The organism is Blastococcus saxobsidens, from assembly GCF_002938435.1.
GTDB lineage: Bacteria > Actinomycetota > Actinomycetes > Mycobacteriales > Geodermatophilaceae > Blastococcus > Blastococcus saxobsidens.
Window position 1 is genome coordinate 15,537 of record NZ_POQT01000013.1, and the last position, 16,124, is coordinate 31,660.

Here is a 16,124-nt window from a genome sequence, read left to right on the forward strand (position 1 = left end):
CTCAGGTCAGGAAGCCGCGCAGCAGCGCCGCGGTGCCGGCCAGGTGCTCGGCCATGCCGGAGCGCGCGCCCTCGGGGTCGCCGGACAGGATCGCGGTGACCACCGCCGCGTGCTGGCGGTCCGAGTGCTCGATGTTGGGCGGCAGCAGGGGAATGGCGTCGAGCAGCTCGTTGACCCGGGTGCGGACGTCCGCGACCGCCGTCGTCAGGGACGGAGAGCCGGCCACCTCGGCCACCGCCAGATGCAGGCGGGAATCCAGCCTGCGGTAGTCGGCGGGACCGGCGCCGGTGCAGCCGGCGAGCAGGCCGGTGAGGTGCTCGCGGTCGGCGCGGGTGAGCGCTCGGGCCGCGGCGGCCTCGGCGGCGCCGGCCTCCAGGACGAGCCGGAACTGCAGGACGTCCTCGAGGTCGACCACCGCCGGCCGGCTCCTCGCCTGCGGGGGCAGGGAGGCCGCCGAGGGCGCCGACACGACGAACGTCCCGCCGTAGCGCCCACGCCTGGACTCCAGGTAGCCGGCGGACTGCAGGGTCGCGAGCGCCTCCCGAAGCGTCGCGCGGCTCACCCCGAGCCGGCGGGCCAGCTCCCGCCCCGGGGGCAGCCGCCCGCCCGGGCCGACGACGCCGAGCCGGAGCGCCTGGAGCAGCCGCTCCACCGTCTCCTCGAAGGCGTTGCCACCGCGGATCGGTCGGAACACGGCCGCGTCGGCCCCGCGGACGGGCAGCTCGTCGGCGGCCCGTCGCGGTGCCGCCTCTGGCTGCACCGGAGTTCCGGCCGGGATCAGTCGGCCAGCTCGGCCTCGGCTCGCCCGATCGCCTCGAACTCCTCCTCGGGGGCGTCGGCCACCAGGTTGTGCCGGCTGTAGAACCAGAAGTAGGCGAGCGCCGCGACGAAGATGAGCGCGGTGATGCCGGCGGCCTTCTCGTCGACGAAGAAGGTGGCCACCACGGCGCCTGCGGCAAGCACCAGGGCGATGCCGGTGGTCACCACGCCGCCGGGGGTCCGGTACGGCCGGTGCAGGTCCGGCTCCCGCCGCCGCAGCACGATGTGGGACAGCATCATCAGCACGTAGGAGACGGTCGCGCCGAACACCGCGATGTTGATCAGCAGTGCGCCGTCCTGGGTGATCGCGGCGAGCAGGAAGCCGATCGTGCCCGGCACGATCAGCGCGAGGTACGGCGTCTTGCGGGTGCTGGTGCGCGACAGCCAGCGCGGCAGGTAACCGGCCCGGGAGAGCGCGAACAGCTGGCGGGAGTAGGCGAAGACGATGGAGAAGAAGCTGGCCACCAGCCCGGCCAGACCGGCGTAGTTGACGAAGTCGGCCATCCACGTGTTGCCGTCGTAGGCCGCACGCAGGGCCTCGGGGAGCGGGTTGTCGGACTCGGCGATCGCCGAGGAGCCGGCGCCGCCGGGCGCGGTGAGCAGCATGAGCGCCGCGAAGACCAGCAGCACCATCATCGCCGCGATGATCCCGCGGGGCATGTCCCGCTTGGGGTCGCGCGCCTCCTCCGCGGCCAGCGGCACGCCCTCCACGGCCAGGAAGAACCAGATGCCGTACACGAAGGCCGCGATCACGCCGGCGAAGCCGAAGGGGAGGAACTCGCTCGCGCCGGCGGCGGCGGTCGGCTCGATGTCGAAGAGGTTCGACGGGTCGAACTGCGGGATCATCGCGATGACGAAGACGGCCAGCGCGACGACCGCGATGGCGGTGATGCCGAACATCAGCTTCAGCGCCTCGCCGACCCCGTACAGGTGCACGCCGACGAAGAGGGCGTAGCAGGCGAGGTAGACCGGCCAGCTGTTGGTCAGCCCGAACAGACCGAGCGCCTCCACGTAGCCGCCGATGAACACCACGATCGCGGCCGGCGCGATGACGTACTCGATGAGGATCGCCGTTCCGGTGGCGAACCCGGCCAGCGGGCCCAGGGCCCGGCGGGCGAATCCGTAGCCGGCTCCGGCGACCGGCAGCGCCGAGGCGAGCTCGGCCAGGCCGAAGACCATCGCGGTGTACATGATCGCCATGAGCACGGTGGCGATGAGCAGGCCGCCCCAGCCGCCCTCGGCGAGGCCGAAGTTCCAGCCGGCGAAGTCACCGGAGATGACGTAGGCGACGCCGAGCCCGGCGAGGAGGACCCATCCGGCGGCCCCGCTCTTCAGCTGTCTCTGCTGCAGGTAGTCGGCACCCATGCGCTGGTAGTCGGCACCGTGGATCGATCGGCGGTCGGCCATGCGGCACTCCAGGCTGTGGGGCCCGCCCAGCGGCAGGCATTGGGCTCGACGTGGACCTTTGGAGGCGGATCGGTGGCGGGAAGACTGGTGGGCCCCGGGCGGGCCTGTCAAGACCGTCGGCCCTGGTCGGCCTCCCGCGTGGACCGAGGTCCGCTCCCGTTGACGGCGACGGCGTCACCCTGTTCCATGCGGCGAATGGGCTTCCGCTGGCCCGTTGACCGCCGTCGTCCGATCGGACGAGGGCACCGCCCGAGGAGGCGCTTGTGGAGCGACCACCGGCACCGCTGTCCGTCGAAGAGCTGGGTCGGCTGGTCGAGCGGGGCCAGATCGACACCGTGCTCATCGCCCTGACCGACATGCAGGGCCGGCTCCAGGGCAAGCGGTGCGGAGCCCGGTACTTCATGGAGGAGGTGCTGACGCACGGTGCCGAGGCCTGCAACTACCTGCTCGCCGTCGACGTCGAGATGAACACCGTCCCCGGCTATGCCATGACCTCGTGGGAGTCGGGCTACGGCGACTTCGCGCTGCGGCCGGACCTCGCCACGTTGCGGCTCATCCCGTGGCACGCCGGCACCGCGCTGGTGCTCTGCGACGTCCAGTGGCTGGACGGCCGGCCGGTCGCGCCGTCCCCACGGCAGGTGCTGCAGCGGCAGCTGGACCGGCTGGCCGAGCACGGGCTGACCGCCCACGTCGGCACGGAACTGGAGTTCTTCGCCTTCAAGACGTCGTTCGAGGACGCCTGGCGCCGCGGCTACCGGGACCTGGAGCCCGCGAACCAGTACAACGTCGACTACTCGCTGATCGGCACCGGCCGCGTCGACGGGCTGCTGCGCGACATCGCCCGGGGCATGACCGGGGCGGGTCTGTACGTGGAGTCGACCAAGGGGGAGTGCAACCTCGGCCAGCACGAGATCGCCTTCCGCTACAGCGACGCGATGAGCACCTGCGACCACCACGTCGTCTACAAGACCGGTGCGAAGGAGATCGCGGCGCAGCACGACATGAGCCTGAGCTTCATGGCGAAGTTCGACGAGCGGGAGGGGAACTCCTGCCACATCCACCTGAGCCTGCGCGGAACCGACGGCAGGTCCGCGATGGCCGGTGACCGGGAGCACGGCTTCTCCCCGCTGATGGAGCACTTCCTGGCCGGGCAGCTGGCCTGCCTGAGCGAGTTCACCGCGCTGCTCGCGCCCAACGTGAACTCCTACAAGCGCTTCGCCGAGGGCAGCTTCGCGCCCACCGCGGTGGCCTGGGGCGTGGACAACCGCACCTGCGCCCTGCGCATCGTGGGGCACGGCGAGTCGCTGCGGTTCGAGAACCGCCTGCCCGGCGGCGACGTCAACCCCTACCTCGCCGTCGCTGCGCTGATCGCCGCGGGGCTGCACGGGCTGGAGAACCGGCTGCCGCTGGAGGAGCCGGTCACCGGCAACGCCTACACCTCGGACAAGCCGCGGGTGCCGTCCACGTTGCGGGATGCCGCCGACCGCCTGGAGGGCAGCGAGGTGGCGCGTAAGGCGTTCGGCGAGGAGGTCGTGGACCACTACGTCAACGCCGCGCGGGTCGAGGTCAAAGCCTTCGACGCCGCGGTGACGGACTGGGAGCGGGTGCGTGGCTTCGAACGGCTCTGACTCCGGGGGCCGGCGTCCCCGGATCGGGGTCACGACCTACCTGCAGAACGCCCGCCACGGGGTCTGGGACCACGAGGCCGCGGTGCTGCCGCGGTCCTACGTCGACGTCGTGGCCCGGGTCGGTGGCACGCCGCTGCTGCTACCGCCTGTGGACGAGGTGGACCCGGACGTGATCGGCGTGCTCGACGGCCTGGTGCTCAGCGGCGGTGGGGACGTCGATCCCGCGCGGTACGGCGCCGATCCTCATCCGCGGACGGGCGGGACGTCCGCCGTCCGGGACGCTGCAGAGGAGACGCTGCTGCGGGCGGCACTGGCCGCCGACGTACCGGTGCTCGGGGTGTGCCGCGGCATGCAGGTGCTCAACGTCGCGCTGGGCGGCACCCTGGTGCAGCACCTGCCCGACGTCGTCGGCCACGAGCGGCACCAGCCGGCGCCGGCCACCTTCGGGCGGACGCGGGTGCGGCTCGACGAGGGCACCCTGCTCGGGGGGTTGTTCGGGCCCGAGACCGACGTGCACTGCTACCACCACCAGGCGGTGGACGTGCTGTCGCCGGAGCTGGTGGCGGTCGGCCGGGCCGAGGACGGGACACTGGAGGCCGTGGAGCTGCGCGGTTCGCGGTTCGCCGTCGCGGTGCAGTGGCACCCCGAGGTGGACGGCGACGACTGTCGCCTCTTCCAGGCACTGGTCGACGCCTCGACCCCCGGGTCGACCTGACCCCGTGACTTCCCGAGGAGACGCGTGAGCACGACCATCCAGCTGGTCAACCCGGCCGACGAGCAGCCGCTGCAAAAGGTGGCGCTGACCTCGGCGGCGGAGGCCGATCGCGCGATCGAGCGCGCGTCGGCGGCGCACGCCTCGTGGCGGCGGGTGGCGCCGGCGGACCGGGCGCGGCTGCTGCGGCGATTCGCGGCCGCCGTCGACGCCTCCGTCGAGGAGCTGGCGACCCTCGAGGTGCGCAACTCCGGCCATCCGATCGGTGCCGCGCGGTGGGAGGCGGGGCACGTCCGCGACGTCCTGGAGTACTACGCGGCGGCACCGGAGCGGCTCTTCGGCCGGCAGATCCCGGTGGCCGGGGGAGTGGACCTCACGTTCTCCGAGCCGCTGGGTGTCGTCGGCGTGATCGTGCCGTGGAACTTCCCGATGCCGATCGCGGCGTGGGGCTTCGCGCCGGCGCTGGCTGCGGGCAACTGCGTGGTGCTCAAGCCGGCCGAGCTGACGCCGCTGACCGCGCTGCGGCTGGCGGAGCTGGCGCGGGAAGCCGGGATCCCCGACGACGTCTTCCAGGTGCTGCCGGGGGAGGGCTCCGTCGTCGGACGGCGGTTCGTGGAGCACCCGCTGGTGCGCAAGGTGTCGTTCACCGGCTCGACGGCGGTGGGCAAGCAGGTGATGGCCGGCTGTGCCGCGCAGGTGAAGCGGGTGACGCTGGAGCTCGGCGGCAAGAGCGCCAACATCGTGTTCGCCGACGCCGACCTGGAGAAGGCGGCGGCGAGCGCGCCCTACGGCGTCTTCGACAACGCCGGGCAGGACTGCTGCGCGCGGTCGCGGATCCTGGTGCAGCGCTCGGTGTACGACCGGTTCCTGGAGCTGATGGAGCCGGCCGTGACCGGCCTGCGGGTGGGGGATCCCTCCGACCCGGCCACGGAGATGGGGCCGTTGATCTCGGCCACGCACCTGTCGAAGGTCGCGTCCTACGTGCCCGACGACGCGCCGGTCGCGTACCGGGGGAGTGCGCCGTCCGGGCCGGGGTTCTGGTTCCCGCCGACGGTGCTGACGCCCTCGCGCCCGGACGACCCGGTGCTGCACGAGGAGGTGTTCGGCCCGGTCGTCGCGGTGGTGCCCTTCGACGACGAGGACGACGCCGTGCGGATCGCCAACGACTCCGAGTACGGGCTGTCGGGATCGATCTGGACGCGGGACGTCGGCCGGGCGTTCCGGGTGTCCCGCGGGGTGGAGGCCGGGAACCTGTCGGTCAACTCGCACTCGTCGGTGCGCTACGGCACGCCGTTCGGGGGCTTCAAGCAGTCGGGGCTGGGCCGGGAACTCGGCCCGGACGCGCTCTCGGCGTTCACCGAGACCAAGAACGTCTTTCTCGCGACGGAGGATTGAGCAGCATGCAGCGTCTGGAGGGTCGGGTCGCGGTGGTGACCGGCGGCGGGAGCGGGATCGGGCTGGCGTCGGTGCGCCGGCTGGCCTCGGAAGGTGCCCGGATCGTGATCGCCGACGTCGACGAGGCGGCCGGCGGGCGCGCCGCCGACGAGGTGGACGGCCTGTTCGTGCGCGCCGACGTGACCAGCGAGACCGACGTCGAGGCGCTGTTCGCCGCCGCGCACGAGACCTACGGCTCGGTGGACGTCGCGTTCAACAACGCCGGCATCTCGCCGCCGGAGGACGACTCGATCCTGGTGACCGGGCTGGACGCGTGGCGGCGGGTGCAGGAGGTGAACCTGACCTCGGTGTTCCTGTGCTGCAAGGCGGCGATCCCCTACATGCAGCGGCAGGGCAAGGGCTCGATCATCAACACCGCGTCGTTCGTGGCGGTGATGGGGGCGGCCACGTCGCAGATCAGCTACAGCGCCTCCAAGGGCGGCGTGCTCGCGATGAGCCGGGAGCTCGGCGTGCAGTTCGCGCGGGAGGGGATCCGGATCAACGCGCTGTGCCCGGGGCCGGTGAACACCCCGCTGCTGCAGGAGCTGTTCGCTTCCGATCCGGAGCGCGCGGCGCGGCGGCTGGTGCACGTGCCGCTGGGCCGGTTCGCGGAGCCCGAGGAGATCGCCGCGGCGGTCGCGTTCCTCGCCAGCGACGACTCCTCGTTCATGACCGCGTCCACGTTCCTCGTCGACGGCGGGATCTCGGGGGCCTACGTCACGCCGGAGTGAGCGAGTTGGCCGCCCGCGACTGGCTGGCCACCGAGCCGCAGCCTCATCCAGGCGGACGAGGGGATGCGGCAGCCGCCCGGCGCGACGACTAGGTAATGGAATCGCGCTGACCTACTGTTCCGACGTGGCTTCCCTGCAGGATCCAGACCACGGACGAGCACCGAAGCAAGTCGGCGCGGTGCTAGGACTCTTCGACAAGCCGCTGTATCGGGATGGGCTCGCGTGGTGGACGGTCGCGTGGGCCGTCATCGGTGTCTTTTCCGTGGTCTTCCCCTCGAGGAATACACCACCCACGACACAGATGCCTATGTGGGTGAACGCCCTTCTGACCGCGGCCGTCGTTGGCCTGCTGCTCGGTGTCGTCCCCGCCTATCTGCGGCTGTTGCTGCGCCGGTGGCGATACCGACGACAGACGTCAGCCATGGGTGCCAGCCTGCCGACTTCCGGTTCCCCGCCTGAGGCACGGAATGGCGCGGACGCCTCGCCGCCCGTTACGGGGCCTGATTCACAGACGTCAAGTACACCGTCGTCTCGATCGACCCGAGTGGGTCCGCTTCAGCATCACAAGCAGGCGGAGTTCCGGGGGGCGACAGGTCCGGGTGAGGAGCAGAACGCGCGCTCGGCCGGAGCCACGCCGATCAAAGCTTTGGACCTCGGCAGTCTTCGGGACGAACCTGCATTGCAGCGCGCTAGAGAGATCCTGCCTTATCCAGTCGCCAGGGCCATCCGTGCGGTGCAGCAATCCGGTGATCTGAAGGACGCGTACGAGAACGTCCTCCGCGCTGCGGAGACCCTCTCGATCGTCCTCGGCATCATTTCCACGATATGGGCGCGTGAACACCACGTGCTCACGCCGGAACTTGACCAGCTACAGCGGGGTTTCGCGCGCGGTGTGGCATGGGGGCACTGGCTTGATGTGGTGCGGTCGATCGACCGGCCCATGGCGAGGCACGAAAGCGCGCTCCCGGGTATGGCTGATGCCTTGAAGCTTAAGAAGGGCAAGACCGGCCTGGAACCGGATCTGCGCCAGCTGTTGCACGAGCGCAACCGTTGGGCCCATGGGGCAGGGCCGCGGAACAACCTGGAGGCCTCCGAACGATTGGGTGGCGTCGCACCGGCGTTCTTGCGTGCTGTCGAGGCCGCGCGGTTCATGGCAGAAAGCCCCTGGCTGCTCGTCCACGACGTCAAGCTCCGCCGCCGAGAAGGCGACTTCCACGTCCAGGCACTGAGCGCGATGGGGGACCACCCCGACTTCGAACACAGGAGCTTCACGAGCCCGACCCCCCTCGCGGAGGACGTCTTCTACCTGCAGAGCGCCGATGGTGCACTGGACCTCACTCCGTTGGTCGTCATGCGGCCGTGCCCCACCTGCCACCAGAAGGAAGTTGCATACGCCGATCGTCTGGAAGGCAAAAATCGCGTGGCGCTCAAGACGTTCGACCGAGGTCACGTGCTGGTCGACGACACACTCGCGGACGAGGTGAGGGCTCTGGTGAGGTCGGAGCCGGCGCCGGAGACGTCCGAAGCTGGCTGAACTCAGGCGACGATGCGCTCGAGAAAGCGTTGGGTCTCCGGGTCAGTGGAGTAGACGTAGACGCCGCGCAGGCCGCGGGTGAGCAGCACCTTGTAGACGTTGCGCACCAGCAGGTCGAAGTCGGCGTCGCTGACCTTCTTGGTGTTGCGGAAGTCGGGGTCGCGGTTGGCGCTGCGGACGGCGACCCACCGGTCGCCGCGCCAGACGAGGTCCGGCCCCAGCAGGACGCCGTTCCACTCGTACTCGAAGCCCTGGGCGGTGTAGACGCAGCCGACCTGTCCGAAGCCACGGTCGTCGCTCGCCCACAGGGCGGCCGGCGGCGCGCCACCGACCGATCGGTCACCCTTGAGGTTCCAGGGCCGGCTCCAGTCGCCGATCCGCACGTCCGGCACCAGGGAGCCGTCCGGTCGCGGGTCGCTCCAGGTCCAGCAGTAGCCGGCCGCCATGCGCGCGTTCTGGTGCCCGGCGAGTTTCTCGGCGAGGACGGCCTCCATGGCCGAGGGCGACGGCGCAGTCCGGACCTCGAAGCGGTCGTCCCCGGCCCACGGAACCGGACCACCCGGCGCGAGGCCCAGGAGCCGCTCCACCCACTCGATGTACTCACCGCTGCCACCGCTGCGGTACTGGGTCGAGAGGTCGATCTGGTGGACGTCGAGGCCACGTTCGCGGGCGTGCTTCTCGATGTCCTCGACGGTGCCCATCTCGCCCGGACGCACGACCTGGTTCTGGTCCAGGAGGAACACCGGGACGCGCGCTGCGTCGATCAGCTCGTCGATCTGCTTCTTGTCGGTGCGGTGCTCGGCCTTGGTCCACCGGTTGGCCGAGGTCTCGCGCAGCCGGTGCGCCTCGTCGGCGATGAGCACGTCGAGCCCATTCCGGTCGGCGTCCATGAACTGGTTGAAGTACCGGAACAGCGCAGCCGTGCGAGGCGCTCGGTGGCCGGCCACCCGGCGCAGCGTCTGCGTGAACGACCGCGAACCGGTCGCATGAGCTGCCCGGATGCCGCGGCGACCGAGCTCGCCGAGCAGCGACAGCGCGATGACGCTCTTACCGCTCCCAGGACCCCCGGAGACGATGACGACGCTCTTGTGGTCACCCTGCCGGGCCTTCTCGACCTCGTGCAGCACCAGGTCGAAGGCGACGCGCTGCTCGTCGAGCAGAACGAACTGCTCCCGCGTGCGCAGCTCCTCGGCCGCCACCGCGAGCAGCTGCTTGCTCGGGGCGACGGCGGAACGCAGCAGTCGGTCGGCGTGGATCGAGGCGTTGGTGGGGGAGAGGCGGCTGCGGAGGAAGCCGTGGAAGTCGCCGCGGTCCTGGGCGGTGAAGAACCGGCCGAGCTCGTCCTGCGGATAGCCACGAATGGCGGTGACACCGTCGTCGGTCGCGTTGTGCAGGTAGGCGGCACCGGCGAGGACGTCGTCGGTGCCGTGCAGCACACCGAGGAAGTCGAGCAGGTACTCGCCGTACGCCCGGACCTGGGCGACCGGGTGGAGCACGGGGCGGCTTCCGTAGCTCGGCTGCAGGACCAGCTCGGGTTCGCCCTCGAACAACGAGGCCTTGGTCCACTGCTTCAGCTCGACGACGACGTACGAGGGGCCGCCGCGGGTCGGGTGCTCGCCGGCGAGGACGACGTCGATCCGCTTGCTGGACAGCGGCAGCTGGTACTCCGCCAGCACCTCCACGCCCTCGAGGCCGGCCTGCTCGAGGTCCGCCGCGAGCGCGGCGAGGCTGGCGTCCCAGGAGCGGATCTCGGCCGCGGAGGGGGAGTGGCTCATCCGGTGTGCCATCTGGGTGGCCAGTGTGGAACCGATGCGGCCGGCTCGCGCGAGGTCGGCGAGACCCTTGCCGGACGTACGAAGGAGTGGCACGAACCTGTCCCCGGGCAGCACGAATCAACGTGCGGGTGGGGCATGTCCAGGGTTCGGAAGCCAGTCGGTCCGCTTTCCGGCCACCCTAGCCGGGGCGGGCTCGGAATCCCTGCACCGATACTCGGCCGGTGAGCGATCTGGCGGACCTGACCGCACGCATGCGGGCCTTCACCGACGAGCGGGACTGGGGCCAGTTCCACGACCTGAAATCGCTGACCCTCGCGCTCACCGGGGAGGTGGGTGAGGTGGCGGAGCTGGTGCAGTGGCTGCCCGACTCGGCGGCCCGGACGGTCTCGGACGAGCGGCTGAGGGAGCGACTCGGGGAGGAGCTGGCCGACGTCCTGCTGTACCTGGTGCGGTTGGCGGACGTCGCCGGGATCGACCTGGCGGACGAGGCCGCCAAGAAGCTCGAGCGCAACGAGTCGCGCTTTCCTGCCGACGGGCATCGGGGTGTCGCGCCTGATCGGCACTGACCGTTCCGCACTATGGCTGCGCCGCCGTTCGGCGGTAGCGAACCGCGGCCCAACAGGCTTCCGGCCAGGACATGCCTTCACCCCGGTGATCACGGGTGAGGTCATGACCGTTGACGGGCTGGATCGGCGCTATCGCCGTGGGTACGGAATCGAACTGGGACATCGCCAAGGCGAACTCGTTGTGGGGCACGCCGTCCGGTAGCGGCGCACGCGTGCGGCGCGGCGACGACCTCTTCCTCTGGAAGAGCACCGAAGGTTGGCTGGCGCACTGCCGGGCGACGACGGATGCCTATGTACCGCACGGCGTCACGGACGTGCCATGGCCGGAGCCGGAGCGGTACCGCTACCTATTCGGCATCGACGTGTTGAGCGACCCGCCGACGCCGATCGCGATGGCGGGAGCCGACGCTGCCGAGTTGGCCGGTCTTGGACGGCGGTCAACCATCCGGCTCGGGCAGTTCCCTGCTCTCGAGGACGCAGCGACGGCGGCCGTCGCTGAGGTGTTCGGCCCGCCGGCCAGCACGGTGGAGCAGGCGCTCGCCGACTTTCTCCGCGCCGCCGGCATCGACGTGCCGCCGACGGTCGACGAACGCGACTACGCCCAGCGGCTGATCGCGGTTCGTCGCGGGCAGCAGGCGTTCCGGCAGGGGCTGCTGCGAGCTTTCGACCGGACGTGCTGCATCTCCGGGTCACGGGTGGAGGCAACCTTGGAGGCGGCGCACATCCGCCCTTATCGGGGGACTGGCTCGCACGTGGCCGGGAACGGATTGCTGCTGCGGGCGGATCTGCACACGCTGTTCGACCTGCGGCTGGTCACCGTGCTGCCCTACGGGACGGTGCGGGTGCCGCCGGATCTTCACGGGAGTGAGTACGAGGAGTTCGACGAGCGGCAGATCCGACGGCCGATCGACGCGGGGCACGTGCCGTTGCGCGAGGCGCTGGCGGAGCACAACTCCCTCTGCGGGTGGTTGGACTGAGCTTCCCCTGCGAGGGCGCCGGTGTGACCTGGAACCCGTCGTGGTCTGATGCCTGTCAGGTGTTCGAGGCCGACGTCGGAGTCGGTCCGCTCGGCAGGAAGGTGGGCTCGTGTCCGGTACCGGTGAGGTCCTGCTCGAGGTGGACGGTGGCGTCGCGATCGTGACGCTGAACGCCCCCGACCGGCGCAACGCGCTGACCCCGGGGATGGCCGACGAGCTGATCGCGACCTTCGATGAGGTGGACGCCAAGCCGGAGGTCGGCGCGCTGGTCATCCGCGGCGTGGGCAAGTCCTTTTGCGCGGGCGGCGACGTCGCGACGCTGACCTCCGCCGGCAAGGACCCGGCGGCGCCCGACGCCTTTGAGGGCATGGGGAAGATCTACGACAGCTTCTACCGGCTGGGCCAGGTGAAGGTGCCGACGGTGGCGGCGGTGCGCGGGTCCGCGGTTGGCGCCGGCATGAACATGCTGCTGGCGGCGGACCTGCGGATCGTGGCCAAGGACGTCCGGCTGCTGGCCGGCTTCCTGAAGCGCGGAATGCACCCGGGTGGGGGCCACTTCGTGATCCTGTCGCGGCTGATCGGTCGCGAGGCCGCGGCGGCGATGGCGCTGTTCGGCGAGGAGATCAACGGCGACAAGGCGGTCGATCTCGGGCTCGCCTGGGAGGCGCTGGACGATGCCGCGGTCGAGGACCGGGCGATCGAGCTGGCTCAGCGGGTGGCGGCCGACCCGGAGCTGGCGCGAGTGGCGGTGGGCAACTTTCGCAAGGAGGTCGTCAACGGCGCGATCCCGTGGGACGTTGCGATGCAGTCCGAGCGCCCGGCCCAGATGTGGTCAATGCGACGCGCCGCACGCGTCTGATCCCGAACGAGGGCCGGAGCTATAGAGATGACTGAACCGTTCGATCCGCTCGCGGGCGCCGAGGCGGCGTTCCTTCAGGCAGCCATAAAGCAGCGAGTGCGGAATATTATCCGGAGCTATAACCACCCGGCGGATATCCTCGCGGAGCCAACGCAGAACTCGGTCGATGAGGTTGACGAAGCCGTCCGGTCAGGAGCGGTGGACCGAGGCCGAATAGTCGTTGGCATCGACTGCAGCAATGCCAAGGTCTCGGTCGAGGACAACGGTCGTGGGATCTCCGTCGAGAACGTGAAGCGGCTATTGGCGCCTGATATGACCGAAAAGGCAACCCTGTTCAAGAACGGCCTATCCCGGGGCCATAAGGGAGTCGGTCTGACTTTTCTGGCGTACGGCTTCAACTACTTCGAACTAGAGTCCCGAACAACTCAAGAACACTATCGTGTTCGGATCGAGAATGCGCGGCAATGGGTGGAAGATCCTGACCTGGACGTTCCGCCCATCGCTGCGCTCACCCGGCTAGGACCCGACGAGGGACGGCTGCGTGAGACCGGAACAGTGTTGACAATTCAGGTCAGCGATCAAACCGAACCACGAAACCTGGCTCGCACATTTCCCTCTCGCGACTACAGCAGGACAGTTCTGGAGACGCAGACTGCTATCGGAGTTTATCCGAAGGGTTCGACGCTCGGCTCCTCGTCGTTTGACGCACAGTTGGACTGGCGTAGCTCGGACGGAGCGCTGAGCAGTTGCGAGCTCAAGACGACATACCGCTTCCCCCACCTCGGTCTGAGTAAAGGGCCAAAGGTTATCGATGTCGGGGCGTACCTAGCGTCATCCCCGGGGGTCGAGCCGCCATTGCGCCTACGGAAGAAGCACCAGGCTGCCTACCGCTTCTATGGCACGGATAAGCTTGTGACCATGGTCCCAGACGTCGTTGGCGTTGGCGATCTTTTGACGGACCGAGCCGCCGTTGAGGTCCTGCTGAGGAAGCATTCAGTAACCGCCTATGCATTAGCAGGCTACAGTGCTGCATATAAGGACACTCTGAGCAAGAGTTGGACGGTTCCGATGAACCGGCGACTAATTGGTCCTAGCATTCGTGTTGCCACGGATGGGATGATCTCCTCGTGGCAGCGGGATCTCAGCTTGAGTCATCGCGGCTTCAACGTCGAACGCATCTGGCTAATCGTCCACCTCAATGGCGTGGAGCCGGATCTCGGACGCAAAGACTATCCGCCGCAGATTCTGGAACTGCTAAACGTTCTGGAAAATCCACTTGCGGACGATATTGCGCGTGAAGGGGCCGCGTTCCTGATCCCGACGACGCGGTCGGGGAAGTCCATCGACTACGAGGACCCTAAGGTCAAGGCGACGGCTCGGAAGTCGGATCCTCTCTCTGTGCAGACGGCGGAGGGACTGCCGACTCTTCGCTATCTCTCGGAGCCCAGAGAAGAGCAGGATGTCGTGGCACTGTTCAACGAGATGCGCGGCGCCAGCATTCTAGGGCACTTCCGTCCCGTCTTCTTCAGTGGTTCCTACGTGTATGACAGTTATCTGACGTACACCCCTGAAGAGGTTGCGGAGGAGATACGCGAGCTCTTGCCCGCAAGTGATGGGGCGCTGCCTGGACGTAGCCTCGAGGGAGTCGCCGAATTCAAGTATGATCTCGGCGAGATGCTGCCTGATTTAGTGCGGGAGTTGAAGACTTGGAGTGAGATCAGGTGGCTAGTGTGTTGGTCAGCCAGCAAGGCCACCTACACCCAGGGTGGGCTTACGGTCGAGGTCACGACGGTTCGTCCCGAGGACTCAGAGTATGTGGGCGTCACGCATATTGCCACGCTCAGTACCGCGGGCGAGGCGGTGGTTCACGTGATCTCACTTAAGAGCCTGATCCAGGCGCTCGGTGAACGCGAGGACTAAGGGCTTCAGCCGTCTCTGATTCGGTCTTCTCAGTCCGTCAATCCCGTGGCTAAATGGACGGCTAGTCCCTGCGCTAGTTCCACGGGCACGGCGTTCCCGATTTGTCGAGCGATGTCGATCTTGCTACCGCACCACTGGAACTCATCGGGGAACCCCTGGAGGCGGGCGGCTTCGTGATGCGTTATTGCGCGGTGCTCGTCAGGATGCAGGTAGCGGCCCTTCTCGGGCTTGAAGAATTCGGTGCGGATCGTCACGGAGGGGCGGTCCCAGTGCATCCGGCCCATGACGTCCATGGAGCCCTTGTCATGGCCGATCCAGCACGGAGCCTTGAGGCGGTCCGGCAGATCAAGCCGATTGCCACCAGGGCGGATGTGCCCGAAGCGCTCTAGCGACTTGTCCGTGTAATTGCGGGTGATGTGGAGGTCGGGAGACTTGAAGACGCCGGGAACGATTTTCCCGAAGTACTGCGTCGTCGCCGAAGGCAGCAGCTGATCCCTGGGGTCCACGTCCGGCGCGAGGCCTTCCAGGGCCTGTCGCACCGTCTTCCACTCGTCCTTCGGCACCGATCCGGTGGGGACTGGGATCTTGATGAGATCCCGATGGGTTCCGATGACAATGAACCGGCGGCGGAGCTGTGCAGCCCCGAAGTCGGTGGCGCGAACGACTCGCGCGTCGATCTGATAGTCCTCGAGCAGGCCCCCAGAGAGGGTCTCCTGCTGGAGCATCTGGAACTGATCGCTCGCACCGAAGCGATCGACATTCTCAATGAGGAACGCCTTCGGGCGGACGGCGATGAGCGTCTCCATGTAGTGACGCCACAGTTCGTTTCGAGGATCGAGGGGGCTTCGTTTGCCCAAATTCGAGAAGCCCTGACACGGGGGCCCGCCGACGACGACGTCCGCCTCCGGCAGGTCACCCTTGACCCAGTCCTCGATCTTGCCCCAGTAGACGTGGTCTTCGCCGAAGTTGGCGGCGTACGTGGAGGCTGCCGCGAGGTCGTGTTCGACAGCGGCCACGGGGGTGTATCGACCCGTCGACGCGAACCCGGCCGTGAGACCTCCGCAGCCGGCGAAGAGGTCGATCACCCGCAGCGGTCGGGCGCCTGACTGGCTCGCATGCGCCTCGCGGTCAGCTTCGTGCACCGAGGTAGCCCCCACCGTTCCAACCGGCGCGGCCGCCTGTAGCTGGCGCCCGCGTTCCTTGTCGCGACCCTATCGATCGCGAGCCAGGGGCAACGGTAAGCGCGCCGGCCGACACTTCGGTGCTGGAACGGGTGTCCACGAGTCTGCCCGTCAGTAGGGCGCAGGATAAGGCGGTGATAACACGGCGGCGGGAAGCACGGTGACCGACCGTCCGCCGGCATCGAGCCCCGGCGTGTCGGCGCGGATGAGCAGGTCACGACGACGGGACACCGCCCCTGAGGTCGCCATCCGCCGGGAGGCCCACCGACGGGGGCTGCGCTACCGCGTGGATGCTCCGCTTCCTGGACTGCCACGACGGCGGGCCGACATGGTCTTCATCCGCCGGAGGGTCGCCGTCTTCGTCGACGGCTGCTTCTGGCACTCCTGCCCGGAGCACGCCACTACTCCGACGGCCAACCGCGAGTGGTGGGTCGCCAAGCTCGAGCGGAACGAGCAGCGCGATAGGCACACCGACGAGCACCTCGAAGGGCTGGGGTGGACCGTGCTGCGCTTCTGGGAACACGAGGACGCGACTGCCGCAGTCGACGTCATCGAGCACGCGGTCAGGAGTACCTAGCGAC

Annotated in this window: 14 protein-coding genes; 10 read left to right on the forward strand and 4 right to left on the reverse strand. The window is 68.9% G+C overall.

From position 1 onward, the window contains the following. Nucleotide 1: 1 nt before the first annotated feature. A complete protein-coding gene (locus C5507_RS09935) occupies nt 2-694 on the reverse strand; it encodes a FadR/GntR family transcriptional regulator (RefSeq protein WP_242611090.1) in 693 nt (230 codons plus the stop codon). 83 nt (nt 695-777) lie between these two features. Then, nucleotides 778-2,226, reverse strand: a complete 1,449-nt coding sequence (gene eat / locus C5507_RS09940) for an ethanolamine permease (RefSeq protein WP_104528368.1) — start codon at nt 2,224-2,226, stop codon at nt 778-780. Between the two features lie 263 nt (nt 2,227-2,489). Here eat and C5507_RS09945 point away from each other — a divergent pair, with 263 nt between their 5' ends. The 5 genes from C5507_RS09945 (at nt 2,490) to C5507_RS22230 (ending at nt 8,265) form a co-directional block, all read left to right on the forward strand. Then, complete coding sequence (locus C5507_RS09945) at nt 2,490-3,854, forward strand: glutamine synthetase family protein (protein WP_104528369.1); 1,365 nt, start codon at nt 2,490-2,492, stop codon at nt 3,852-3,854. Further along, a complete protein-coding gene (locus tag C5507_RS09950) occupies nt 3,835-4,569 on the forward strand; it encodes a gamma-glutamyl-gamma-aminobutyrate hydrolase family protein (protein WP_104528370.1) in 735 nt (244 codons plus the stop codon). Before C5507_RS09945 ends, C5507_RS09950 begins: the two co-directional genes overlap by 20 nt. Before the next feature lie 24 nt (nt 4,570-4,593). Continuing rightward, the gene (locus C5507_RS09955; protein ID WP_104528371.1) at nt 4,594-5,961 is read left to right on the forward strand and encodes an aldehyde dehydrogenase family protein; all 1,368 of its coding nucleotides are present in this window, start codon (nt 4,594-4,596) and stop codon (nt 5,959-5,961) included. Nucleotides 5,962-5,966: 5 nt separating this feature from the next. Beyond that, nucleotides 5,967-6,731, forward strand: a complete 765-nt coding sequence (locus C5507_RS09960) for a 3-oxoacyl-ACP reductase (RefSeq protein WP_104528372.1) — start codon at nt 5,967-5,969, stop codon at nt 6,729-6,731. A 124-nt stretch (nt 6,732-6,855) separates the two neighbouring features. Beyond that, nucleotides 6,856-8,265 carry a hypothetical protein gene (locus tag C5507_RS22230; protein ID WP_130504227.1) on the forward strand — a complete coding sequence of 470 codons (1,410 nt, stop codon included), beginning with the start codon at nt 6,856-6,858 and terminating at the stop codon, nt 8,263-8,265. 2 nt (nt 8,266-8,267) lie between these two features. On the opposite strand, the gene C5507_RS09970 is transcribed toward C5507_RS22230, so the two are convergent. After that, nucleotides 8,268-10,133, reverse strand: coding sequence for a DUF2075 domain-containing protein (locus tag C5507_RS09970; protein ID WP_207225756.1), 1,866 nt, complete (start codon nt 10,131-10,133; stop codon nt 8,268-8,270). Nucleotides 10,134-10,261: 128 nt separating this feature from the next. Between C5507_RS09970 and C5507_RS09975 the strand changes: the two genes are divergently transcribed. From C5507_RS09975 to C5507_RS09990, 4 genes are all read left to right on the forward strand, one after another. Next, nucleotides 10,262-10,606: a nucleotide pyrophosphohydrolase gene (locus C5507_RS09975; protein WP_242611089.1), complete on the forward strand. Its 345-nt coding sequence runs from the start codon at nt 10,262-10,264 to the stop codon at nt 10,604-10,606. Between the two features lie 110 nt (nt 10,607-10,716). Beyond that, the gene (locus C5507_RS09980) at nt 10,717-11,583 is read left to right on the forward strand and encodes an HNH endonuclease (protein ID WP_104528374.1); all 867 of its coding nucleotides are present in this window, start codon (nt 10,717-10,719) and stop codon (nt 11,581-11,583) included. Between the two features lie 109 nt (nt 11,584-11,692). Beyond that, a complete protein-coding gene (locus C5507_RS09985; protein ID WP_104528375.1) occupies nt 11,693-12,442 on the forward strand; it encodes an enoyl-CoA hydratase/isomerase family protein in 750 nt (249 codons plus the stop codon). Nucleotides 12,443-12,469: 27 nt separating this feature from the next. Then, nucleotides 12,470-14,362, forward strand: coding sequence for an ATP-binding protein (locus C5507_RS09990; RefSeq protein ID WP_104528376.1), 1,893 nt, complete (start codon nt 12,470-12,472; stop codon nt 14,360-14,362). 29 nt (nt 14,363-14,391) lie between these two features. On the opposite strand, the gene C5507_RS09995 is transcribed toward C5507_RS09990, so the two are convergent. Next, nucleotides 14,392-15,504 (reverse strand): DNA cytosine methyltransferase, encoded by a 1,113-nt coding sequence (locus tag C5507_RS09995; protein WP_242611088.1) that lies wholly within the window; start codon nt 15,502-15,504, stop codon nt 14,392-14,394. Between the two features lie 199 nt (nt 15,505-15,703). Between C5507_RS09995 and C5507_RS10000 the strand changes: the two genes are divergently transcribed. After that, complete coding sequence (locus C5507_RS10000; protein WP_242611087.1) at nt 15,704-16,120, forward strand: very short patch repair endonuclease; 417 nt, start codon at nt 15,704-15,706, stop codon at nt 16,118-16,120. The last annotated feature ends 4 nt before the right edge of the window (nt 16,121-16,124 follow it).